The organism is Bailinhaonella thermotolerans (assembly GCF_003594875.1).
Taxonomy (GTDB): Bacteria; Actinomycetota; Actinomycetes; order Streptosporangiales; family Streptosporangiaceae; genus Bailinhaonella; species Bailinhaonella thermotolerans.
Map to the genome: position 1 here is coordinate 69,215 of NZ_QZEY01000023.1, position 22,957 is coordinate 92,171.

Below are 22,957 nucleotides of genomic sequence, written 5' to 3' on the forward strand. Positions count from 1 at the left end.
ACGCGGAGGTCTTCCCGCGCGCGGAGGTTTGCCCCCGCGCGGAGGTTTGCCCGCGCGCGGGGCTCCAGTGGAGGCGGGGTTACTCCGTGAGGGCGCGGCGGCAGGCGTTGAGGGCCTGGCGGAAGGACTCGACCTGGGCGGGGGTGAGGCCCGCGACCATGCGGGCTTCGAGCGCGGAGATCTCGGCCTCGTGGCGTTCGATCAGGTCGCGGCCGGACGGGGTGAGACGGATCAGGAGACGGCGGCGGTGCCTGGGATCCGTGTGGCGCTCGATGAGGCCGCGGCGTTCCAGGGCGGCGACCATGTCGGCCATCGACTGCGCGGTGACGAAGGAGTTGCGGGCGAGCTGGGCCGAGGAGACCGGCTCCTCGTGCCGGAGGAGGACCGTCAGGGCGGTGTACTGCAGCACCGTGATGTCGCTGGCCCGCACGATCTCGTCGATGCGCGCCCGGATGGCCAGCTCGACCTGCTTGACCATGTAGAGCAGCGACGGCGAGGACGACCCGAGCAGCACGTGACCGCCGTCCGCGCCGACCGGCCTGCTCCCCACGCGCCCCGCCTCCCAGGTCCCGCGCCCCGCCCGAGACGCGCCGGACCTCACGATACGGCGTCCCCGCCCCGCCGGAGCCGGGCGGCCCGCCCACCTCGTCGTACGGCGTCGCCATCGGGTCCCGGGAGGTCAGAGGTCGAGCACCAGGCGCGGGGTCAGCGAGCGGGACACGCAGATCATCATCGTGTCGCCGGCCGCCCGTTCCTCCGGGGTGAGCAGGGAGTCCCGGTGGTCCGGCACGCCGCCGAGGACGTCGGTCTCGCAGGTGCCGCACGTGCCCTCCTGACAGGACGAGAGCACCGGCACCCCGGCCTCCTCCAGCACGGAAAGGATCGACCGGTCCGCGGGCACGGTGAGGGCCCGCCCGGACCGCGCCAGCTCGACCTCGAACGCCGCCCGGGGCCCGGCCCCGGCGTCCTCACGCGGCGTGAACCGCTCGACCCGCACCGAGCCCGGCGGGCACCGCCGCACGACCTCGTCGACCAGGCCGGACGGGCCGCAGCAGTAGACCAGGGCGTCCCCGGGCGACAGCGCGTCCAGGTCGGGGAACCCGGTCTCGTCCTGCGGATACAGCTCCACGCGGTCCCCGGTGAGCCGGTCGAGGAACGGCATCGACGCCCGCGTGCGCCCGCCGTACACGAGCCGCCAGGGGACGCCCCGAGACTCCGCCTCGGCGATCATCGGGAGGATCGGCGTGATCCCGATGCCGCCGGCGACGAACAGGTACCGCCCGGCCGGGACCAGCTCGAACTCGTTGCGCGGCCCCCGCACCTCCAGTTCGTCCCCGGCCGCCAGCTCCTCGTGGACGTGCCGGGACCCGCCCCGGCCGGCGGGCTCATGCCGTACGGCCAGCTCGTAGGACGTGCGGTCGGCCGGGTCGCCGCAGAGGGAGTACGGCCGGGTCAGGGCGGGCGTGAGCACGAGGTCCACGTGGGCGCCGGGGGTCCACGGCGGGAGCGGGGCGCCGCCGGGGTCGCGCAGCGTCAGGTGCGCGACCCCCTCGGCGATCTCGCGCTTGCCCGCGACGACGAGCCTCACCGGGCCGTCCCGTGCGCGGGGTGGTCGAGCAGGAAGTCCCAGATCTCGGCCGGATTCCCGGCCCGCCGTACGGCCCCGCAGTGGCAGACGCCGGTCAGCTCGTCGGTGCCGGGGACCCACTCGACCCGTAGCCGCCCGCTCACGCGCCCTCGACCATCCGCTTGAGCAGGCGGCGCGCGGCCAGGCCGCCGGTGTCGATGTTGATGCTGAGCTCCTGGTAGCCCTCGGGCTCGGCGGCGATGACCTTCTCCAGCAGGTCGAGCGCGCGCACGTCCTGGAGCACCACCGTGCGGTTGCTCTCCGCGAGGAACGCGCTGACCTCCTCGTCCTCACGGGCGAAGTCGCGGGAGACCATCCAGAAGTCGTGGGTGCTCGTCTCGGTCTCCGGCGTGATCGCGTAGACGATCTCGGCGTGGCAGGCGCGCGGGTCGTCCCCGTCGGCCAGCGGCGCCACCCCGGTCGGCGCGATGCGGCTGTGCAGCAGGTACAGGCACGGCGGGTGGTACTCGATGTCCTGCCACCGGTCGATGCGCCCGTCGATCCCCGTGGACCTCGCGTAGAACGGCGGGCACTCCACGTCGGTCATCCGGCGGCTGACGTAGACGACCCCGGCCTTCTCGTCCACCTCGGTCGTGATCGGCGTCTGCGCCACCTCGGGCGTGCCGATGTAGCCCCCGTGCAGGTAGGTCTCGTGCGACAGGTCCAGCAGGTTGTCCACCAGCAGCTCGTAGCGCGCGGCCAGCGGCTCCATCCCGCGCACGGTCACCCAGTCCGGCGAGTCGAGCCACGGCGCGCGCGGGATCGCCTGCGGGTCGGCCGCCTCGGCGTCCCCGATCCACACCCACACCAGCGAGTCCCGCTCCACCACCCGGTAGACGGGCACGCGCGCGGTCCGCGGGATCCGGGTCTGCCCGGGTACGGCGACGCAGCGGCCGTCCGGGGCGTACGTGAACCCGTGGTACCCGCACACGATCGTGTCCCCGTCGCGGTTGCCCTCGGACAGCGGGTACCTCCGGTGCACGCACCGGTCGTTGAGCGCCGCCACCTCCCCCGCCGACGTCCGGTAGAACACGATCGGCTCGCCGCAGATCGTCCGCGCGAGCATGCCCTCGCTCCCGATCTCCTTCCCGTAGGCGGCGACGTACCACTGGTTGCGCGGGAACGGCATGGCCGCGTGCTCCTCACCGGACGGCCCGATACGGGCGGGTTCAGGGAAACACGACGACTGTCCCCACTCGCCGCCCCCGCCTCCACCCCCGATTCCGTCCAACGGAATCCGCTTTCCCAGCGAGCGTCCCCAAGGACTCTCACCAGGACGCCTTCCCTGGGAGTCTCCCCGGAGAGCCCTCCCAGGAGGTCTCCCTAGGGAGTGGGGCGGCTCTGCCGTACCGAGTCGGGGGCGCGGAGGGCGCGGGGTGCGCCCAGCGCGCGGGAGATGCCGCGGGCGGCGGCGAGGACGGCCGGGACGAGCGGGAGGGCGGCGCGTTCGCGGGACGGGACGACCACGGAGACGGCGGCGACCGCGCGGTCCCCGGGGCCGAAGACGGGGGCGGCCACCGAGAGGGCGACCAGCTCGACCTGGCCGTCGCTGATGGCCACGCCGGTCCTGCGCACGTCGGCGAGGACGCGGCGCAGCTCGCCGGGGTCGCAGATCGTCTTGGGGGTACGGCGGAGCTTGGGCGCGGCGATCGCGCGTTCCTGCAGCTCCCGGTCGGCGTGGGCGAGCAGGGCCAGGCCGACCCCGGTGGCGCAGGCGTCGAACCGGCCGCCGACCCGGGTGAACACGTGCACCGCGTCGCGGCCGGAGATCCGCTCCAGGTAGACGACCTCCAGCCCGTCCAGCACGGCGAGCTGCACGTTCTCGTGCGTCGCCTCGTACAGGTCCTCCAGGAACGGCATCGCGGCCTCGCGCAGCCCCAGCCCGCGCGGCGCGAGCGCGCCCACCTCCCACAGGCGCAGCCCGATCCGGTAGACCCCGCGCTCGTCCCGTTCCAGCGCGCCCCACCGGGTCAGCTCGGCGACCAGGCGGTGCGCGGTCGCGGGCGGCAGGCCGGCGCGGCGGGCGATCTCCGCGAGCGGCATCGCGGGCGTCTCGGGGGTGAACGCCGCGAGGATCGCCAGGACGCGCCGGGTGACCGGGGGCCGGGCGGGCCGATCTTGGGGCACGGCCGTACTCTGCCCGCGCCCGCCCGCGCCCGGCAAGGGCCCCCGGGCGGGTCCGCTACCGGCCCGCGACCGGGGAGACGGGGGCGCGTTTCGGCACCGCGTAGACCACGAGGCCGCCGCGGTGGTGCCGCCCGCGCCTGCGGGAGACGCACTCGCAGGTCACGAGGGCCAGGCGCGGCGGGCCCGAGCGCGTGAGGACGTCGCGCGGCGGGTGGCCGCGGCGGAACGTGCGCCGGGCCACGATGCGGTACACCACGTGCTCGCCCCCGGCGGTCACGACCCTGACCGTGCTGCCGAGGGGCGCGCGGGCGAGGTCGTAGAAGGCCGCGGGGCCTCCCTCCGCCCCCTCGGCGTGCCCCGTGACCACGATCGTGCCCGCCGCCGACCCCGGCCGGGGCCCGTCCCGCCACCAGCCCAGCTTCCGCCGCGACGGCGCGTCGGGCAGTCCCCGGGCCCCGGGGCCGGCCGGCCGGATCGGGGCACGCACGCCGAGGGCCGGGATCACCAGCTCCACCGGGACGGACTCGGCGCGCTGCTCGACCGGGCGCGCGGGCGGCACGGCGGCGTCGGCGGGAACAGGCGGGACGATCCCGGCGTTCAGCGGGCGCACGGCGGAGCCGTTCCCGGCCAGCAGCGACGTGCCGTACAGCATGAGGGCCGCGCCGAGCAGCAGGCTCAGCGCGGCGACGAGCTTCAGCACCATGGGCGGGCCCGCCCCGGGACATCCGCCGCCGGTACGGCTCGCAGTGGCATGGTTACCCCCTGGGATGGAACGTGCGGTTCCAGTACCCCAGAAAGCGGACGAAACGCCGCCGACAGGGACTCAGAGGCACTCAGGTCCCATAAGTCAACAAGCGCCCCGTATGACCTATGTCACGCTTAAAGTTTGCAGTCTCTGAAATTTCCCAGCGCGTTGCCACGTTGACCCCCTCGTGGACAGCTATGCCGATTACGGGCAGGACGTAACCCGCCCCGCCATGCTGCCGGAACTTCTTCGCTGATCGCGCCGTCCCGGTCCGCCGTCCACCACGCTCGCGAAGCCGTACAACCGGCTCCGGCCGCCCGTGTCCGCATGTGAGAAACCCGAGGGAAGTATGACCGCCACCTCCGCGCCGCCCGAGGCCGTGGCCGACGGAGCACCGCGCACCTCGCGCAGGCAAGTGCTCCAGGCCCTGTCCGGGCTCCTGGTGGGCATGTTCGTGTCCATCCTGGCGTCGACGATCGTGTCGAACGCCCTGCCCACGATCATCGCCGACCTGCACGGCTCCCAGACGGTCTACACGTGGATCGTCACGTCGGAGCTGCTGGCCATGACGGCCACGGTCCCCCTCTGGGGCAAGATGGCCGACCTCTACAGCAAGAAGCTGCTGATCCAGCTCTCGCTGGGCCTGTTCGTCATCGGCTCGCTCGTCGCCGGCCTCACGCCGAACGTCGAGGTCCTCATCGTCAGCCGGGTCATCCAGGGCCTCGGCGCGGGCGGCATGTCCGCGCTGGCCATGATCGTCTCGGCCGCCCTGATCCCGCCGCGTGAGCTGGGCCGTTACTCCGGCTTCTTCGGCGCGGTCTTCGGCGTCGCGACCGTCGCGGGCCCGCTGATCGGCGGCGTGCTCGTGGACACCTCCTGGCTGGGCTGGCGCTGGTGCTTCCTCATCGGCGTGCCGTTCACGGTCGTCGCGATCATCCTGCTGCAGCGCACGCTGAACCTCCCGGTCGTGCGCAAGCAGGTCAAGGTGGACTACCTCGGCGCGTTCCTGATCACGCTCGGCGTCTCGACCCTGCTCATCTGGTCCTCGCTGGCCGGGCAGAAGTTCGAGTGGGTGTCCGGCTGGACGTTCGGCCTGGTGGCCGGCGGCCTGGTCGTCCTCGCGCTCGCGGTCCTCGTCGAGTCCAGGGCCGCCGAGCCGATCGTGCCCCTGCGCATCTTCCGCAACCGCACGGTCACCCTGGCCACCATCGCCAGCGTCCTGGTCGGCGTGGCGATGTTCGGCGGCACCGTGTTCCTGTCGCAGTACTTCCAGATCGCCCTGGGCAAGTCCCCGACGGTCGCCGGCCTGATGGGCCTGCCGATGGTGTTCGGCCTGCTGGTGTCCTCCACGATCGCCGGTCAGCTCATCACCAAGTGGGGCAAGTGGAAGGGCTTCCTGGTCGCCGGCGCGGTGATCATGCTCGCCGGCATGGGCCTGCTCGGCACCATCGGCGGCGGCACGGCCACCCCCGTCCTCATGGCGTACATGGCCGTGCTGGGCGTCGGCGTCGGAATGCTGATGCAGAACCTCGTCCTGGCCGCCCAGAACGACGTGCCCCCGCAGGACCTCGGCGTCACCACGTCCACCCTGACCTTCTTCCGGAGCATGGGCGGCGCGGTCGGCGTCAGCGCCCTCGGCGCGGTCCTGGCCAACCGGGTGACCAGCCTGATGACCGAGAAGCTCGGCCCGATGGCGGCGGCGGGCGGCGGTGGCGGCGGCGAGAACGCCGTCCCCAACGTCCACAAGCTCCCGCCCCAGATCGTCAAGGTCATCCAGGACGTGTACGCCACGGCCACGGCGGACCTGTTCAAGATCGGCGTCCCGCTGACCATCCTGGCCCTGCTCGCGGTCCTCTTCATCAAGGAGAAGCCGCTGCACACCCAGACGGTCGGCGAGCGTCTCGCCCAGGAGACGGCCGCCCACTAGACCACCCTGGAAACCGGCCGCCGCGGCCCACCCACCCCCGCGGCGACCCCCGGAAGGCCGCCCCGTCCACCCGACGGGGCGGCCTTTCACATCCCTGAGACGCCCGCTCCCCGTGGCCTTTTCGGTACGGCCTGAGCCCCCGCCGCCACGCGGCTCACCTGGCGTGAGCCGTACGGCCGGGGGGCCGGGCGGGCGAGGGGCGGGGCCCGCGGGCTTTTAGGGCCGGGGTTAGGGGATAGGAGGGGACTGGTCTTTTCGAGGGGAGGCGGTCGTTGTGACGGACACCGGCGGGACCGGCGGCGGGACCGGGGGTGGGCGGTACGGGCTCACCAACCGGCAGGGCCATCCGGTCTACGACAATCAGAACCAGCGGACGGTGGGGGCCCGCGGGCCCGCGACGCTGGAGAACTACCAGTTTCTGGAGAAGATCAGCCACTTCGACCGGGAGCGCATCCCGGAGCGGGTGGTGCACGCGCGGGGGGCCCTCGCGTACGGCTACTTCGAGGCGTACGGCAAGGTCGGGGACGAGCCGATCGAGCGGTACACCCGCGCGAAGCTGTTCCAGCAGGAGGGGAAGCGCACCGACGTCGCGGTGCGGTTCTCGACGGTGATCGGCGGGCGGGACTCGGCCGAGACCGCGCGCGACCCGCGCGGCTTCGCGATCAAGTTCTACACCGAGGACGGCAACTGGGACCTCGTGGGGAACAACCTGGCGGTCTTCTTCGTCCGGGACGCGATCAAGTTCCCCGACGTCATCCACGCGCTGAAGCCGGACCCCGTGACGTTCCGGCAGGACCCGAACCGGATCTTCGACTTCATGTCGATGACGCCGGAGTCCATGCACATGCTGGTCAACCTGTTCAGCCCGCGCGGGATCCCGGCGGACTACCGGCACATGCAGGGGTTCGGGGTCAACACCTACAAGTGGGTGAACCAGCAGGGCGACACCGTGCTGGTGAAGTACCACTGGATGCCCAAGCAGGGCGTGCGGAGCATGACCGAGGAGGACGCGGCCGCCGTGCAGGCCCACGACCTCGGGCACGCGACGAAGGACCTGTACGAGGCGATCGAGCGCGGCGACTTCCCCGAGTGGGAGCTGCTCGTGCAGATCATGAGCGACGACGAGCACCCGGAGCTGGACTTCGACCCGCTGGACGACACGAAGGTCTGGCCGGAGAACGAGTTCCCCGCGCTGCCCGTCGGGCGGATGGTGCTGAACCGCAACGTCTCCAACTTCTTCGCGGAGAACGAGCAGATCGCCTTCGGCACCGGCGTGCTGGTGGACGGGCTGGACTTCTCCGACGACAAGATGCTGGTCGGGCGGACGTTCTCCTACAGCGACACCCAGCGGTACCGCGTGGGCCCGAACTACCTGCAACTGCCGGTGAACCAGGCGAAGAACGCCGACATCCGGACGAACCAGCGCGACGGCCAGATGACGTACTTCGTGGACACCGGCGGCGAGAGCCCGCACATCAACTACGAGCCGTCGCTGCTGGACGGGCTGCGGGAGTCGGACTACGCCACGCCGGACGAGCAGGGGCCGGTGATCAGCGGGCGGCTGACCCGCAAGCGGATCCCGCGCACGAACGACTACGTGCAGGCGGGCCAGCGGTACCTGCTGATGGAGCCGTGGGAGCAGGACGACCTGGTGCGGAACTTCGTGTCCGCGCTCACCCAGTGCGACCGGCGCATCCAGGAGCGCATGGTCTGGCACTTCCTGATGGTGGAGGACGACCTCGGCCTGCGCGTGGGCGAGGGCCTGGGCATCGAGCCGCAGGACGTCGCGCACCTGGAGCCGCTGCCGGGCCAGGACCTGACGGAGGAGGACCGGAACCGCCTGGCCAAACTGGGGCGCAACGGGCCGCGCGACGTCTCCGGCCTGAAGATGACGCACGTCGTCCCGAACGAGCGCGCCACCCGATCGTGACCCGGTGAGGCGGCGCGGGGAACGCCGTCCCGCGCCCGCGCCGCCTCGCCCCTTCGCCTCGCCCCGCCGCCCGTACGGCCCGCCCGCGCACCGCCCCGCCGCGCACCGCCCCGCCGCGCGCCGCCCCGCCGCGCACCGCCCCGCCGCGCACCGCCCCGCCGCGCACCACCCCGCCGCGGACCGCCCCGCCGTACGGCTGAGCCGCGCCACGCTCGCCGCTCCCCCGCCCCCGGTCCCGGGTGGGTTCGGGGGCGGGGGCTGGGTGGGGGGCGTACGCTCGGATGGTCGAACGGGCTGGTCAGGGCCTGGGAGTGCGAGACGGGCGGGTGCGGTGGTCGGGCTGCGGCTGGAGCGGGACGGGGTCTCGGTGCGGGTGGCCGGGCCGCGCGCGCCGGTGGTGGAGGTGGCCGGCCGGGCGCACCCGTGGCTCACCCCGAGCCGGGCCGACGAGCCGCGTGACGGGGAGTGGACCGTCTCCATGGGGGCCGGCCACACGCCGCTGAGCGACCTGATCCGGGTGCTGCCGGGCACGGGCGCGCTGGTGGACGAGCCCAACCGGGTCCTCGTGGCCGATCCCGCGGACCCCTCCGACGCGCTCCGGCTGGCCCGCGCGGTCCTGCGCCGCCGCCTGGCCCGGCGCGGCGACCTGTACCTGCACGCCTCCGCCGTGGACCTGGGGAACGGCCGCGCGGTCGCCCTCCTCGCCGACGCGGGCGGCGGCAAGACCACGACCGCGCTCTCCCTGCTGGCCTCCGCGGGCCCGGCCGCGCGCCTGCTGTCCAACGACGACCTGTCCGTGCGGCTGGGCGAGGACGGCGGGAGGGTCCTCGGCCTCGGCTGGCCCCGGTCCGTCTGGATCCGCGCCGCGTCGGCGCCGCTCCTGCGCCGCGCCGGCGCCGCCGTGCCCGACCCGCCGCCGGACGCGCCGTACGCCGTCTACCGTCCCGCCGAGATCGCCGGGCTGCTCGGGCGGGGCGTCGCGCCGTACGCCGACCTGGGCGCGCTGGTCTTCCTGCGCCTCGGCGGCTCCGGCGACGGGCCCGCGCGGCTCACGCCGTACGAGACGGCGACGGAGCTGGGCCGGCACGCGCAGCGGGCGGACCCCGACCACCCGGAGCTCGACGAGTTCCTGCCCGGCCCCGGCCCGGACCCCGCGACCCTCGCCGGCCTGGCCAAACGGCTGCCCGGGTACGGCCTGGCGCTGTCCCCGGAGGCGCTGCCCGGGCTCGCCCGCACGCTCGGCGGGCTCCTGAACGCCCTGGATTGAGGCGATCCATCCCTATTGACGGTGAATCGCGCACCCGTTAATTTGGCCGCACGGCCAAGAAACTGGCCGCACGGCCAAAAGCTTGGCCGACCGGCCAGGACGATAAGCCGGGCCCCGACGGCCGGACCCGGACGGCCGGAACCGGGAGCGGAGCCGGAATCGGAGGCGGGCGCGACGTGAGCCTGGTGCAGGAGGCGCGGCGGCGGCGGGTGCTGGAGGCGGCCATCGACCTGCTCGCGGAGGTCGGCTGGGAGCGGACCACCATGGCCGCCATCGCCAGGCGAGCCAAGATCAGCAAGGGCCTGATCTCGTACCACTTCTCCGGCAAGGACGAGGTGCTGACCCAGGTCGTCGAGACGATCGTCAGCGAGGTCTTCCTCCGGGGCTCGGAGAGGATGCAGCCGCGCATCGCCGCCGAGACCACCGCGCGCGGCATGCTGCGCGCCTACATCGAGTCGAACCTGGAGTTCGTCGCCGAGCACTGGCGCGAGATGCGCGCCCTCTCCGAGATCCTGCCGAACCTCCGCGACGAGGAGGGACGGCTCCGGTACGACGTCACCGCCGAGGAGCCGATCATCGCGGCGACCGCCGCCATGCTGGAGCACGGGCAGCGCACGGGCGAGTTCCGCGACTTCGACGCTCACGCGGTGGCCTTCTCCCTGCGCCGCGCCATCGACGCCGCCGCGCACCGGCTCGCCGCCGACCCCACCTTCGACATCGCTCACTACGCGAGCGAGATCGCCGACCTCTACGACCAGGGATGCCGGGCATGAACGCACTCGAATTCACGGGGCTCACCAAACGCTTCGGGGACAAGCTCGCCGTGGACGGCGTCGACCTGCGGGTCCCGGCCGGCAGCTTCTACGGCGTCGTCGGCCCCAACGGCGCGGGCAAGACGACCACGCTGACCATGGGCGTCGGCCTCCTGCGCCCCACCTCGGGCGGCTCCCGGGTGTTCGGCGTGGACGTGTGGGAGCGGCGCGAGGAGGCGATGGAGCTGCTCGGCGTGCTCCCCGACTCGATGTCGGTGCCCGAGCGGCTCACCGGCCGCGAGCTGCTGCGGTACATCGGCCGCCTGCGCGGGCTCGACCGGCGCGTGGTGGCCGAGCGGTCCGAGGAACTGCTCGACGTGCTCGGCCTGGCCGGGGACGAGCGCACCCTGGTCGTGGACTACTCCACCGGCATGCGCAAGAAGATCCTGCTGGCCACGGCGCTGCTGCACGGGCCGCGCGTGCTCGTGCTGGACGAGCCGTTCGAGGCCGTGGACCCGGTCTCGGGGGCGACGATCCGCGGCATCCTGAACGACTTCGTCGCGGGCGGCGGGTCGGTCGTGCTGTCGTCGCACGTCATGGCGCTGGTGGAGAACCTGTGCGACCGGGTGGCGATCGTCCACGCGGGCCGCGTCGTGGCCGACGGCACGCTCGACGAGGTGCGCGCCGACGGGTCCCTGGAGGACCGCTTCATCGACCTGGTGGGCGCCGAGCGCGTCGCCGTACGGACTCTGTCGTGGCTGGGTGAGCGATGAAGACGACGATCCTCGGGCTGAAGGGCCGCATCCTCACGCACGGGCCGAACGAGGAGCGCGGGTTCGCGCTGTGCGTCGGGCTGGTGCTCGCGGGCGGAGTCATCTGGCTGGCGCGGTCGCCCCTGGTTCATCCGGACTGGGTGCTCGCGGCGCTCGCCGGGTGGGGGCTGATGTGGATCATCGGCCCGCTGACGCAGGCGGGCGCGCACGGCGGCGTGCTGCGGACCGAGTGGTTCCGGCTGCTGCCCGCCCGGCCGCGCGAGGTGGCGCGGGCGTGGCTGCCGAGCGAGTTCGCCGGGGTCGGGCCGCTGGTCACGCTGATCGCCCTGGCCGCGATCGTGGTGTACGCCGCCCCGGCGGGCGGGCTCGCGGTGGCCGTGGCCGTCGTGGCCGTGGCCGGGCAGCTCGCGGTGCTCGTGCTGCTCTCGAAGACGATGGTGCTGCTGATCGGCGGGGTCATGCGCACCCGGTTCGGGGTCGAGGTGGCCGCGTTCCAGATGTCGCTGATGCTGGCGATCGCGTTCGCCGGCTGGATCCCGTTCGCGGCGCCCGTCGTGCCCGGGCCAGGGCAGCGGGGAGCCCCGTTCGACCTGCTCGCGCTGGCGAAGTCGGGGCTGCCCGCCGGGGTCGTGGACGTGCTGACCTGGTCCCCGGTGGGCTGGGGCATGGGCGCCGCGCGGGCCGCCGTGGCCGGGGACCTGGGCGGGGCCGCGGTGTTCCTGGCCCTGCTCGTGGTCCTGGCGGTGGCGCTCGCCGCGCTCTGGCGGGTCCTGATGGTGCGCCGCCTCTCCCTGCCGCCCTCGCGGCCGGTCGCGGCCACCGGCGGCGGGCGCGAGCCGTACCTCGCCTCGATCCTGGGCCGGAGCCCGGTGGGCGCGGTCGCGGCGCGGGAGCTGATCACGTGGCGGCGGGACCCGGCGCGGGCGCTGGAGCTGCGGCACGGGCTGCTCACCCCCGCGCTCATGGGCGTGATCGCGGGCCTGTCCGGGTGGACCTGGGCGCTGCCGTCCGTCGGGGCGCTGATCGCGATGTTCGCCGCGATGGCCTCGGTGAACCTGTACGCCCTGGACGGCACGGCGCTCTGGCAGACGCTGCTCACGCCGCGCGCGATCCGGGCCGACGTGCGCGGGCGGCAGCTCGCCTGGGGCCTGCTGTTCGCGGTCCCGGCGCTGGTGTGGACCGTGGTGTCGCTGCCGCTCACCGGCGCCTGGTGGGCGGGGCCGGTCGCGGTCGGCGCGGCGGTCGCTGGGCTGGGCGTGGGCGCGGGCATGATCGTGCTGCTCGGCGTGACCATGCCCGCGGTCGGCATGGACGCGCGCCACCGCACCGAGCTGGGCCAGCGCGCGGGCGACCCGTCCGGCCAGCAGATGCTGCTGTGGATCGCCGTCGGCGCCGCGTGCGCCGCCCCGAGCCTGCTGCTCCTCCTCGTCGGCGGCGACCCGTCCTCCTGGCTCCACCAGCTCGTGGCGAGCGCGCTGATCGCCGCCGCGGGCGTGTGGCTGCCCGGCCGGATCGCGATCGTACGGCTGACGCGCGGCGGCGACGAGTTCCTCCTCGCCCTCCGCAGCGGCCCCGCGACGGCCGCCCAGAAGGCCCGCGACGCCTGGCGCAAGGCCCTCACCCAGGCCAGGGCCAAGACCTCTTGAGAGAACGCGCTGACCTCGCGATCTCGCGTCGTCCGCCGGTACCACCTGAAGCATCGGGTGGCGCCGGGGAGGGCGCGAATCGCGAGATCAGCGCAGGGGGTGGAGGTCAGGACCAGATCTGGTGGGTCAGGGATTCGTCGGTGATGGCGATGTCGTCCGCCAGGAGGTACGCCTTGGACAGGATGGCGGCGAGGAGGCCGTCCTCCTCAAAGGGGAGGAAGACGCTGGCGGCGGGGGCCGGGACCTCGACGACGCGGAGGTGGGCGTCGTCGGGCTCCATGAGGACGCCGGCCGAGCCAATGTGGATCTTGTAGGTGCGGAGTTCGCCGCGGACCCGCAGGAAGCGGCCGTCCAGCTCCACCCGATCGGCGATCTTGAGGCGGGGGAGGAGGCGGGCCAGGGCGTCGCGCCGGGTCGTCGCGGACTCGGTGAGCTCGCCGAAGCCCGACTCCCGCCAGTACTCCCGGTGGGGGCCGGTCCACGCCGGGTCCGTGCCGATCGAGGAGACCCCCACGGCCAGGTCGATGTCCCGCATGGTCTCGGAGAACATCAGCTCCGGCACCCGCTCCAGGGGCCGCTCCAGCCAGCCCTCCCCGCGCCGCCGGTAGAAGCGCACCTCGCCGATCACGCAGACCTGGGCCGGGCGGTCGTGGTCGGCGTCGTCCCACGCCTCCTCGGGGATCCACATGGGCAGCTCCGCCAGGAGGCTCCCCCGCCGCAGCACCGCCTCGCACCGGCCGGAGCCGCCCGCCGCGTCCCAGTGGCCCAGCGAGACGCCCGTCCAGCCGCGCCCGTCCAGGAGCGCCTTGGCCTGGCCGTACCGGAGGACGTGGCCGGCGAACCGGCGCGAGAAGGTCCCCGACTCGCGCTCGGCGGGGGTGAGCGGGTAGACCTCGCGGAAGGCCTGCTTGAACGGCTGGCGCCAGGCCGTCTCCATCAGGTGGTCGCGCCAGGCGCGCACCTCCTCATCGGTCGCGGTGAGCGGGTGCCACAGCCGCGCGGTCGCCCCGTCGGCGGGGCGCAGCCGCGCGCCGTCGGCGGCGACCAGTTCCCAGCCGCCGTCGCGGGGCTCGGGCAGGCCCGCGCCCCGCCCGTCCACCTGCCAGATCAGGCGGCGGGCCAGGTGGCTCGTCACCGGATGGTCGAGGTAGTGCTCCCGCGCCTCGGCCCAGGTCCACTCGCGGCCGAGCACGAGCGCGTCCTCGATCCTGGCCCGTTCGGTGGCCAGGGTCCCGCGCAGTTCCTTGAGCGCGGTCTTCAGGTCGGCGAGCAGGTCCCCGTGGTTCTCCCTGAGGGCCTTCGGGGCGTTCCTGAGCACCTTGCCGTCCGCGTCGAGGAAGCGCAGGGCCGGGCCGGGCTCGTCCAGGGCGAGTTCGATCATGTGATCGCCGGCGGGCTCACGCCGTACGCCCCCGGGGCCGAGGCCGAAGGAGGGGACGGTGCGCTCCAGGAGCTGGTCGGGGCTGAGGCCCTCGCGCGCGCCGACCGCGGCGAGTGCCCTGGCGACGGTCGCCAGGAGGGACCGCCTGCGCACGCGCGCACGGACGCGGGCGAGCTGGGCGACGGCCGCCATGCCGCCGTGGCCCGCGAGCACGGCGACGGCGGCGTTGGCCAGGAGTTCGCTGCGGGAGTTCGGGCCGGAGCCGCCGATCCCGGTGCCGGTGGCCACGGCGACGTCGCCGAGCACGGGCACGACCCAGCCGGCCTCGATCAGCTCGCAGGTCCAGATGAGGCCGCGCAGCAGGACCGCGGTGTCGTGGTGCAGGTAGACGGGGGTGGAACGGTCCACGGCGCTCTCGCGGTGCCGCGCGAGGGCGGTCAGGACGTCGCGGACCAGGGCGGGCGCGTCCCGCGTGAGCAGGTCCGCGGCGGTCGCGAGCCACCGGTCCCCGGGCCTCGCGGTGGTCGCGGTCGCGCAGTGGCGGAGCAGCGGCATGATCGCCGGCGCGCCCAGGCGCTCGCCGTACTCCTCGGCCATCGTCACCGCGAACGCGTCCGCCGCCCTGAGCAATCGGGCGGCGGCCACGGCGGGAGGCTCGGGGATGTGCACCGCGAGCAGGTCGTCCAGGCGGCGCCGGGTGAGGGAGTCGGCGGCCCAGCCGGGCGAGGCGGCCAGCAGCTCGGCCGCGCGGCGCATCTCCGCGACGTACGGAGCCTGCTCGCCCGTGGGCAGGCGGCGGGTCGCGGTGAGCGGGATCGCGAACATCTTCTCGTGGGTCGTGCCGTCCACGAGCGGCGTGGCCGCGACGCGCCAGAGCAGCGCCAGCTCCCGGGCGGGCCAGGCGAGCCGGCGGCGGCCGACCGTCGCGGCGAGCTGCTTGAGGTGCGCGGACAGCGGGCTCCCCCGCCACGGGCTGACGCGCCAGGTCAGCATGCGGAACTGCACCCACAGGCCGAGCGCGCGCCACTCCCGCCCGGTGAACGCCGCGGCCGGCCTGCCGTAGGCGATCTCCGGGAAGACGGACGGGTCGGTCAGGTCGTGCAGCCGGTCCTGGACCGAGTCGAGCAGGCCGAACAGCCGCCGGTCCTCGGCCGGCACCTCGTCCAGCCAGCCCCTCGCCTCCGGGGGCAGGTCCTCATCGAGCGACGCCACGTCAACCACCCACCCGCGCAAACCGTGCCACAGCGTGTCCCTTCGACGCCTTGACGACCAAAGTTGATCAAGATGAGCGGCACAGTAGGGGGGCCTGCCGACATTTCCGGTACGGCCACGCGGCGGGGTGGCGGCGCGGCCCGGCGGGCGGGCGGGCGCGGGGCCGGGAAACCCCTCCCCGGGCCGGGGGCGCGGGTCCGGGCGGGGCGCGGTTTTGTCGGTGGCGGATGGCAGGGTGGGAGGCCGGGAGAACCTGGGGAGACGGGGAAGGAGGCCCTGATGGCGACCTGGGAAGCGGTGGAGCGGGCCGAGCCCGAGCTGGCGGCCACGGCGCTCGGCATCTTCTCGAAGAACAAGACCAAGATGCTCGCGACGCTGCGCGGAGACGGCTCGCCCCGGATCAGCGGCGTCGAGTTCGACATCGTGGACGGCGAGCTGTGGATGGGCATGATGTACGGCTCGCGCAAGGCGCTGGACCTGCGGCGCGACCCGCGGTTCGCGCTGCACAGCGCGCCGGCGCCGGACATCGAGGCCGACCCGGCGGGCTGGGAGGGCGACGCGAAGATCAGCGGTGTGGCGGTCGAGGTGACCGACCCGGAGCTCATCGCCAAGATCGCACCGGTGCCGTCGGGGGAGGCGCACCTGTTCCGGGCCGACATCCGGGAGCTGACCTGGATCCGGCTCAGCGACCCGCCCGAGTCCATGCTGATCGACCACTGGTCCGAGACGGACGGCCGGAGAACCTTCGAGCGCAAGTGACCCCGGCGCCGGCCCGCCCCGGCCGGCACGGGGGCACGGCCGGGGCCCGGGTGCGGACCGGGTGCGGACCGGGTGCGGACCGGGTGCGGACCGGGTGCGGGCGGCCCGGCCCGATGGGCGCGGGCGGCTCGGGGAATCCGGCCGGCCCAGGGCGCGGGCGGCCCAGGGCGCGGGCGGCTCAGGCCGGGACGCGGACGGCGGCGTACTGCGTGGCCTGGCCGACCAGGCGGCCCTTGGAGTCCCAGGCGTGGCAGACCTCGTCCATGCGGTCGCCGCCGACCTCGCCGGCCTTCTGGCTGACCAGGATCGGCCCGGCGGCGGGCAGGCGGCGGACATACGCCGTGAGCTGGATGGTCGGGGCCCAGCCGGGGATGCCCAGGTCGTAGGTGACCGGCGGGAGCGCGTCGAGGGCGACGAGCAGGCTGAGCGGGTCCCAGCCCGAGCCGTCGGCCAGGCGCATCCAGGCGGTGAGCAGGCCCCGGTTGGACGGCTTGCCGAGCGCGAAGCCGAGGTGCTCGGGGTCGAGGCGGAGCTCGACGACGCTCATCAGCGGGACGCGCAGACCGGCGCCGGGCGGGTCCTCGGGGGAGAGGAAGCAGTTCTCCTCCGGGGTGGCCTTCACCGGCGGCAGGTCCGTCCAGTGCGGGTCCTCGTCGGTGAGCCGGCCCATCGTGAACAGGGCCTCCACGCGCGACCGGCCCTCCTGCAGGAGACCGGCGCGCACCTGCGTCAGGGTCTTGCCTGAGCGCAGCACCTCGACCCGGGCGACGGCGGGACCGGGCTCGGGCGGCGTGACGTACGTCGCGCTGACGGCGGTGACGTGCGGGTGGTCCGGCGTCACGGCTCCGGCGGCGCGGCCGAGGACGGCCAGCAGGTAGCCCCCGTGCAGCTTCTCGCCGATCGCCCACTGCGGATCCAGTTCGACGTCGAACTCCGGGCCCCCGTCGCGGTGCCGTACCGCCGTGGCCGCAGCGAAATGCGCCATCTGCGCTCCTTTCGTCCAACATCAGGTTGACACTGTCATCCTGACGGCGTCAATGTGACGTCCATGACGACCAGACGGGTTCGCGCGCGGCCCGGCGAGGGCCCGCTGCTGCGCGAGGAGATCCTGGCGGCGGCCGAGGCGCTGCTCATCGAGTCGGGCACGGAGGACGCGCTGACCCTGCGCGCCGTGGCCCGCAGGGCCGGGGTGACCACCCCCTCGGTCTACCTGCACTTCGCCGACAAGGAGGCGCTGCTGGAGGCCGTCTGCCTACGCGTCTGGGACCAGCTCGACAGCGACATGAACGCGGCGGCCGCGCGCGCCCGGGACCCGTTCCGGGCGCTGGGCATGGCCGGCATCGCCTACGCGAGGTTCGCGCTGTCGCACCCGGTCCAGTACCGCGTCCTGATGATGCGCTCCCCGGCCACCACCGCCGCCCTCGCCTGCCACCGCCGTATGGTCGAGTCGGTCACCGCCTGCGTCGAGGCCGGAGCCCTCCGCGGCGACCCGGAGAAGCTGGCCCTCAGCCTGTGGGCGGCGGTCCACGGCTGCGTCTCCCTGCTCATCGCCCAGCCCGGCTTCCCCTGGCCCGACGACCTCGACGCGTTCATCGAGGAGACCGTGGCCATGGCCGGCTTCGGGGCCGCCCTCAGCTCCCGGATCCCCCGCCGCACCCCCTGGACCACGCCCGTCCTCACCGAGCGGCTCGACGCCCTCGCGGCCGGTCTTCCCACCCGCTGACGGCGGCGCCCCGGCCGCGTCCACAGGCGTACGGCGGTCGCGCGGCCCCGCCGGTCGCGCCCGCCCGGCGAGCACGCGGCCCGGCCGGGCACATCCGCCGGCGTACGGCGACGGCGTGGTCCTCCCCCGCCACCAGGGTTCGCGGCCGGCGTCAGGCGGGGGTTCGGGGGCGGGAGCGGAGGTGGCGGACCAGCTCGGCGGCGAGGGTGATCAGCAGGGCGACGCCGAAGCCGAAGAGGGCGGCCAGCAGGGGGTTCTTCTCGAAGGTCTTCCCGCCGAGGTATCCGAGCAGGGAGCAGTACGCCCCCCAGGAGAGGCCGGCGAGCGCGTCGAAGAGGCTGAACCGGCGCAGCGGGTAGCCGAGGGCCCCGGCCGTCACCGTGGTCACGGTCCGGCCGCCGGGGATGTAGCGCGCCACGATGATGATCAGGCCGCCGCGCCGTTCCAGCGTGCGGCGGATCCACCGCGTGAGGTGGTGGCGGCGGGTGCCGGGCTTGACGCGGTTCACGGGGCGGCGGCCCAGGCGGCCGATGCAGTACGACACGTGGTCCCCCGCGAACGCCCCGGCCGCCGCGGCGAGCAGCAGCAGGACGAGGTTCGGCCGGCCGCTCGCCGCGAACACCCCCGCCGCGATGACCAGGCTCTCGCTGGGCAGCAGCGGCAGGAACGCGTCCACGGCCGCGAACGCGAACACCGCGAGGTAGATCCAGGGCGAGGTGATCGCCTGGCGGGCGAGTTCGACCAGCGAGTCGAGCACCAATCCCCCATTCCCCCCAGATCGCCACTCATACCCCGGCGCCCCCTTCGCCCCATGAGGCGGCGGAAGCCCATCCCCGGGCGTACGGCATGAGCGGTCCGCGCCGCCGTACGGGGGTCAGCTCGCGGCGCGGGAGAGGACGGGCCGCCCGCCGTGGTCGCGCCGGCGCTGCCCAGGGCGATCGCCCAGGACCGGGGGCCGACGGGACGGCGGCCGAAGACGTGGCTGACGCCGGGCACGGACACGATGAGGGCGAGCGCGGCCAGGGAGACGCCCGCGGACGCGAGCACCACGAGGTCGCCCCGCTCACCGCGGCCGTCTGCATGAGCTGCGCCGGCACCAGCGCGATCAGGGCGACCGTCTCCGGGTGCGACCCGGCCCCCGGCGACGCGGTCGAGCAGCCCGGCGAGGAACGGCGCGAGCGCGGTGATGAACGCGCGCAGCCCGATCACCCGGTCCAGCGCCGACCCGAGCGACGCCTCAGGGCCCTCGGCGAGCAGGCGTTCGGGGTCGGCCCCGGTGGGCGGGCGCACGGCGACCGCCATGGCCGGGAGCATGTCGGTGAGCAGGTTGACCAGGAGGAGCTGACGGGCGTTCAGCGGGTTGGCCCGGCCCAGCAGGGACCCGCCCACCGCGAACGCGACCTCGCCCACGTTGCCCCCGGGCAGGATGCCCAAAGCATCGCGCACCGAGGCCCACATCGCGCGGCCCTCCACGATCGCCACCGTGATCGTCTCGATCCGGTCGTCGGTGACCACGACGTCGGCGGCCGCCCGGGCGGCGGCGGTGGCGTGCCGGCCGAGCGCGATCCCCACGTCGGCCAGCCGGATCGCGGGCGCGTCGTTCGCCCCGTCCCCGGTCACCGCGACGACGTGGCCGGCGTCGCGGAACGCCTTGACCCACGCGCACCTACGCCCCGCTCCAGACGCGGCGCGGCCCCGCGCGGAGGGGGCCGGGAAGGGCCGACAGGGCGCCGGAGACCAGCGAGAGCATGCGCGTAAGGGCCATCGGGGGCGTCCTCACCTCGCGGGCCTCGACCTTACCTCCGCGAGGTGAACCGCCCATGCGCGCGCATCGACCGGTTCGGGCCGGCCGCTCCTCAGGCGAAGCGGACCTCGGCCGCGGGCGTCAGCGTGAGGCGGCCCGGGGGCTGGATGAGGACGGAGAGCACCTGGTTGTGGTGGGCGATGGACTGCTCGGGGGTGATCGCGGCGACTCCGGGGGGCCGCTCGAACGTGCCGTGGCCGTCGGAGACCAGGACCACGTCGTACCCGTGGGTCAGGGCGGCGCGCGCCGTGGAGTCCACGCAGAACTCGGTGGCGTACCCGGTGACCACGAGCGTGCGGACGCCCAGCCCGCGCAGCCGGGCGTCCAGGTCGCCGCCGCGGAAGCCGTCCGCGCCGATCTTGCCGATCACGACGTCCCCCGGCTCGGGCGCCACCGCGTCGTGGATCCGCCAGCCGGGCGTGCCCGGCACGGCCCCGCTGCCCGCCCCGTCCTGGCGGAGGTAGACGACGGGCGCCCCGGCCGCGCGGGCCCTCGCCGCCAGGCCGGCGATCCGCCCGAGCAGCCCTTCCCTGTCGTGGGCCGTCTCCAGGAACACGTTCTGCATGTCGATCACGAGCAGCGCGCTCTCCATGCCCCGACGGTACGCCGGAAGCGGCGGGCCCCGCCTCTCGTTTCCTCCGCGCCGGGCGGGGCCGGGCCGCCGGACCCGAATGCTGGACATACCATGCCGCATGGTACGTTCGCGACGGCCTGATGATCATCGGAAAGGCGGTCCTCATGACGGCGCGGCGTGCGTTCCAGGGGGCGTTGGTCCTGCTCGGGCTGGTCATCGTGGGGACGGCCGGCATCGACCTCGCCCTCGGCCCGTTCGCCGTGCCCGGCGACCACCGGATCAACGCGAGCCTGGACAACAACTACCGGTTCTTCGCGGGGGTCTGGCTCGCCCTCGGCCTGGTGCTGCTGTCCGCCGTACGGCGCGCGCCGCACGCCACCGGCGCGGTGCGCGTCGTCTGCGCGGCCACCTTCGCAGGCGGCCTCGCCCGCCTCCTCTCCCTCGCCGCGGCCGGGGCCTCCGAGCCGCTGTACCTCGCGTTCATCGGCATCGAGCTGGTCGTCCCGGCCGCCCTGGTCCTGTGGCAGAACCGCCTCATCGCCCGCGACCCCGCCCCCGCCCCCGCCTAGCCGTACGGCTCGGCGCTCCCCCGGCCGTACGGCTCGGCGCTCCCCCGGCGCGGCCGTACGGCTCGGCCCCCGCCAGGCCGCGCGGCTCGCGCCCTCGGCCGCCCCCTCGCCTGACCGGCGGCGCATAGTTTCCGCCTGGGGGGTAGGGCGGAGGGGGCAGTCGAGACGTTGGGGGAGTGATGGGTCAGCGACGACCGAAGGACTACGATCGCCCGCTTCCCGAGAGCGTGGTGAACCGCGACGCCGACAGCGCCGAGGAGGGCCGGCGGGACGAGGGCGCGGGATACCGGGGCGGGAACGAGCCCGACGAGAAGGGCCGCACCGACCCGGGGAAGAAGGGGCGGGTGCTCCCCGAGTCCGCCGGGCCGAACGAGCGCGACTTCCCCTGATCGCGCCTGAACGAGGGGGGACCGGGATGGAACCCGGACAGCCGAGGGGACGGCGGGGGACGCACGACAGGCCCTACACGGCGCTCAATCTGCGCCTGGGACTGGCGATCTTCGGCATGGTGGCCACGGCGTTCTTCGCGTGGCTGTCGGCGTGGGCCGGCTTGCGCGTGCTCATGTGGATCTTCATCGTGTTCGCGGTGATCGCGCTGATCGACCTCGTGGTCATCCTCTGGCGCAAGTCCAAGCGCCGCGGCGGCCACTCGCTCTTCGAGTAGCCGCCGCGCCCCGGCCCCCGCCGTACGGCCATGCCCCGCAGCACGGCCATGCCCCGCCATGCGGCCATGCCCCGCCGTGCGGCCTGCCCGCCGTACGGCAGGCGCCCGCTTACGCCCGCGCCACAGCCGCGCCACACCCGCGCCGCGCCGTACCCGGGTCAGAGGTAGCGCAGCCAGAGGTAGGGCGTGCAGACGAGGATCGTCACGAACGTGATGACCAGGCCGTACTTGGTGAACTCCCAGAAGCTGATGCGCCGCCCGTTGCGCTCGGCGATGCCCAGGATTACCACGTTCGCCGAGGCCCCGATCGCGGTCGCGTTGCCGCCCAGGTCCGCGCCGAGCGCGAGGGCCCACCACAGCACGCCCCACTCGCCGCCCCCGTTGGCCTGCACGAGCTCGGACACGATCGGGCTCATCGTCGCGACGTACGGGATGTTGTCGATGATCGCCGACAGGCCCGCCGACGCCCACAGCATCAGCATCGTCGCGAGTTCGAGCCTGCCCTCGGTGGCCTCGGCGGCGGCCCGCGCGACCTTCTCGATCACGCCGGTGTGCACGAGCGCGCCGACCATGACGAACAGGCCCATGAAGAACGCGAGCGTGGGCCACTCCACGTCCCGGATGGCCTCCTGCGTGGTCACCTTCGTGACCGCGACGAGCAGGCCCGCGCCCAGCAACGCCACCACCGACGGCTCGTAGTGCAGCACCGGGTGCAGCACGAACGCCGCCAGCACCACCCCGAGCACCGCCAGGCACTGCCACAGCAGCCGCCGGTCGGTGATCGCCTCCTTCTCGTTCAGCTCCATGATCGCCGCGGCCCGCTCCGGGTCGTACGCGAACGACCGGCGGAACAGCCACCGGCACATCGCCAGGAAGACCGCCATCAGGACCACCACGAGCGGCGCGAGGTGGACGAGGAAGTCGTTGAACGTCAGCCCGGCCCGGCTGGCGATGATGATGTTCGGCGGGTCGCCCACGAGCGTGGCCGTGCCGCCGATGTTCGACGCGATGGCCTCGGCGATCAGGTACGGCGCGACCGGCAGCGCCAGCCGTTCGCACACCAGGAACGTCACCGGCGCGATCAGCAGCACGGTCGTCACGTTGTCCAGCAGCGCCGACGCGCCCGCTGTGATCACCAGCAGCATGACCATGAGCCGGTACGGCCGGCCGCGGGCGCGCTTGGCCGCCCAGATCGCGACGTACTCGAAGACCCCGGTCATGCGGAGCACGCCGACGATCACCATCATGCCGAGCAGCAGGAAGATGACGTTCCAGTCGATCGCCGAGTCCTCGTCGAAGAACGCGGCCTCGGCGTCGGTGGCGTGGACGAGCAGGAGCAGCCCGGCGCCGCCGAGCGCGGCGGCGGTGCGGTGGACCTTCTCGGTCGCGATCAGCGCGTAGACGACCACGAACACGGCCACGGCGAGGACAGCGATCATCGCCGCAGCCTAACCGGCGGCCGGACGCCGGTCCGAGG

Annotated in this window: 22 protein-coding genes and 1 pseudogene; 11 read left to right on the plus strand and 12 right to left on the minus strand. The window is 74.2% G+C overall.

The genetic code is table 11. The features are described 5' to 3' along the window. Positions 1-79: 79 nt before the first annotated feature. From D5H75_RS36295 to D5H75_RS36315, 6 genes are all read right to left on the minus strand, one after another. Positions 80-550 carry a MarR family winged helix-turn-helix transcriptional regulator gene (locus D5H75_RS36295; protein WP_242454724.1) on the minus strand — a complete coding sequence of 157 codons (471 nt, stop codon included), beginning with the start codon at positions 548-550 and terminating at the stop codon, positions 80-82. A 129-nt stretch (positions 551-679) separates the two neighbouring features. Beyond that, positions 680-1,588: a PDR/VanB family oxidoreductase gene (locus tag D5H75_RS36300; RefSeq protein WP_119931134.1), complete on the minus strand. Its 909-nt coding sequence runs from the start codon at positions 1,586-1,588 to the stop codon at positions 680-682. Further along, positions 1,585-1,731 (minus strand): hypothetical protein, encoded by a 147-nt coding sequence (locus D5H75_RS42325; RefSeq protein ID WP_202638847.1) that lies wholly within the window; start codon positions 1,729-1,731, stop codon positions 1,585-1,587. The genes D5H75_RS36300 and D5H75_RS42325 overlap by 4 nt, the downstream gene beginning before the upstream one ends. After that, complete coding sequence (locus D5H75_RS36305) at positions 1,728-2,756, minus strand: aromatic ring-hydroxylating dioxygenase subunit alpha (protein WP_119931135.1); 1,029 nt, start codon at positions 2,754-2,756, stop codon at positions 1,728-1,730. Before D5H75_RS36305 ends, D5H75_RS42325 begins: the two co-directional genes overlap by 4 nt. Before the next feature lie 194 nt (positions 2,757-2,950). Further along, complete coding sequence (locus D5H75_RS36310; RefSeq protein WP_202638848.1) at positions 2,951-3,754, minus strand: IclR family transcriptional regulator; 804 nt, start codon at positions 3,752-3,754, stop codon at positions 2,951-2,953. Positions 3,755-3,809: 55 nt separating this feature from the next. Continuing rightward, positions 3,810-4,457, minus strand: coding sequence for a class F sortase (locus D5H75_RS36315; protein ID WP_119931137.1), 648 nt, complete (start codon positions 4,455-4,457; stop codon positions 3,810-3,812). Positions 4,458-4,848: 391 nt separating this feature from the next. Here D5H75_RS36315 and D5H75_RS36320 point away from each other — a divergent pair, with 391 nt between their 5' ends. From D5H75_RS36320 to D5H75_RS36350, 6 genes are all read left to right on the plus strand, one after another. Beyond that, complete coding sequence (locus D5H75_RS36320) at positions 4,849-6,426, plus strand: MDR family MFS transporter (RefSeq protein WP_119931138.1); 1,578 nt, start codon at positions 4,849-4,851, stop codon at positions 6,424-6,426. A 274-nt stretch (positions 6,427-6,700) separates the two neighbouring features. Next, on the plus strand, positions 6,701-8,356 hold the full coding sequence (locus D5H75_RS36325) for a catalase (RefSeq protein ID WP_119931139.1): 1,656 nt from the start codon (positions 6,701-6,703) through the stop codon (positions 8,354-8,356). A 331-nt stretch (positions 8,357-8,687) separates the two neighbouring features. Further along, positions 8,688-9,623, plus strand: a complete 936-nt coding sequence (locus D5H75_RS36335) for a hypothetical protein (protein ID WP_119931140.1) — start codon at positions 8,688-8,690, stop codon at positions 9,621-9,623. 176 nt (positions 9,624-9,799) lie between these two features. Continuing rightward, positions 9,800-10,396: a TetR/AcrR family transcriptional regulator gene (locus tag D5H75_RS36340; protein WP_202638849.1), complete on the plus strand. Its 597-nt coding sequence runs from the start codon at positions 9,800-9,802 to the stop codon at positions 10,394-10,396. Next, positions 10,393-11,148: an ABC transporter ATP-binding protein gene (locus D5H75_RS36345; RefSeq protein ID WP_202638850.1), complete on the plus strand. Its 756-nt coding sequence runs from the start codon at positions 10,393-10,395 to the stop codon at positions 11,146-11,148. Before D5H75_RS36340 ends, D5H75_RS36345 begins: the two co-directional genes overlap by 4 nt. Next, positions 11,145-12,794: a hypothetical protein gene (locus tag D5H75_RS36350; RefSeq protein WP_119931143.1), complete on the plus strand. Its 1,650-nt coding sequence runs from the start codon at positions 11,145-11,147 to the stop codon at positions 12,792-12,794. The genes D5H75_RS36345 and D5H75_RS36350 overlap by 4 nt, the downstream gene beginning before the upstream one ends. Positions 12,795-12,900: 106 nt before the next feature. On the opposite strand, the gene D5H75_RS36355 is transcribed toward D5H75_RS36350, so the two are convergent. Next, on the minus strand, positions 12,901-15,387 hold the full coding sequence (locus tag D5H75_RS36355; RefSeq protein ID WP_147425401.1) for a DUF4132 domain-containing protein: 2,487 nt from the start codon (positions 15,385-15,387) through the stop codon (positions 12,901-12,903). A gap of 279 nt (positions 15,388-15,666) precedes the next feature. Between D5H75_RS36355 and D5H75_RS36360 the strand changes: the two genes are divergently transcribed. Beyond that, a complete protein-coding gene (locus tag D5H75_RS36360; protein ID WP_119931145.1) occupies positions 15,667-16,146 on the plus strand; it encodes a pyridoxamine 5'-phosphate oxidase family protein in 480 nt (159 codons plus the stop codon). 178 nt (positions 16,147-16,324) lie between these two features. Here D5H75_RS36360 and D5H75_RS36365 read toward each other — a convergent pair whose 3' ends face one another. Next, positions 16,325-17,131 (minus strand): thioesterase family protein, encoded by an 807-nt coding sequence (locus D5H75_RS36365; protein ID WP_119931146.1) that lies wholly within the window; start codon positions 17,129-17,131, stop codon positions 16,325-16,327. A 63-nt stretch (positions 17,132-17,194) separates the two neighbouring features. On the opposite strand from D5H75_RS36365, the gene D5H75_RS36370 reads away from it, so the two are divergent. Continuing rightward, positions 17,195-17,869 carry a TetR/AcrR family transcriptional regulator gene (locus tag D5H75_RS36370; protein ID WP_119931147.1) on the plus strand — a complete coding sequence of 225 codons (675 nt, stop codon included), beginning with the start codon at positions 17,195-17,197 and terminating at the stop codon, positions 17,867-17,869. 151 nt (positions 17,870-18,020) lie between these two features. Here D5H75_RS36370 and D5H75_RS42615 read toward each other — a convergent pair whose 3' ends face one another. The 3 genes and pseudogenes from D5H75_RS42615 to D5H75_RS36385 all read right to left on the minus strand — a co-directional run bounded on the left by D5H75_RS42615 (position 18,021) and on the right by D5H75_RS36385 (position 20,265). Then, positions 18,021-18,626 carry a DedA family protein gene (locus D5H75_RS42615; RefSeq protein WP_119931148.1) on the minus strand — a complete coding sequence of 202 codons (606 nt, stop codon included), beginning with the start codon at positions 18,624-18,626 and terminating at the stop codon, positions 18,021-18,023. A gap of 626 nt (positions 18,627-19,252) precedes the next feature. Then, positions 19,253-19,516, minus strand: a pseudogene (locus D5H75_RS44540) (hypothetical protein); the annotation flags it as partial. A gap of 209 nt (positions 19,517-19,725) precedes the next feature. Beyond that, positions 19,726-20,265 (minus strand): isochorismatase family protein, encoded by a 540-nt coding sequence (locus D5H75_RS36385; RefSeq protein WP_119931149.1) that lies wholly within the window; start codon positions 20,263-20,265, stop codon positions 19,726-19,728. 146 nt (positions 20,266-20,411) lie between these two features. On the opposite strand from D5H75_RS36385, the gene D5H75_RS36390 reads away from it, so the two are divergent. From D5H75_RS36390 to D5H75_RS36395, 3 genes are all read left to right on the plus strand, one after another. Then, positions 20,412-20,816, plus strand: coding sequence for a DUF4345 domain-containing protein (locus tag D5H75_RS36390; protein ID WP_202638852.1), 405 nt, complete (start codon positions 20,412-20,414; stop codon positions 20,814-20,816). A 179-nt stretch (positions 20,817-20,995) separates the two neighbouring features. Then, complete coding sequence (locus tag D5H75_RS41035; protein WP_147425402.1) at positions 20,996-21,205, plus strand: hypothetical protein; 210 nt, start codon at positions 20,996-20,998, stop codon at positions 21,203-21,205. Between the two features lie 26 nt (positions 21,206-21,231). Beyond that, entirely contained in the window at positions 21,232-21,480 is a 249-nt protein-coding gene (locus tag D5H75_RS36395) for a hypothetical protein (protein ID WP_119931151.1), read from the plus strand. 158 nt (positions 21,481-21,638) lie between these two features. On the opposite strand, the gene D5H75_RS36400 is transcribed toward D5H75_RS36395, so the two are convergent. Then, positions 21,639-22,919 carry an ArsB/NhaD family transporter gene (locus D5H75_RS36400; RefSeq protein WP_119931152.1) on the minus strand — a complete coding sequence of 427 codons (1,281 nt, stop codon included), beginning with the start codon at positions 22,917-22,919 and terminating at the stop codon, positions 21,639-21,641. Positions 22,920-22,957 lie beyond the last annotated feature (38 nt).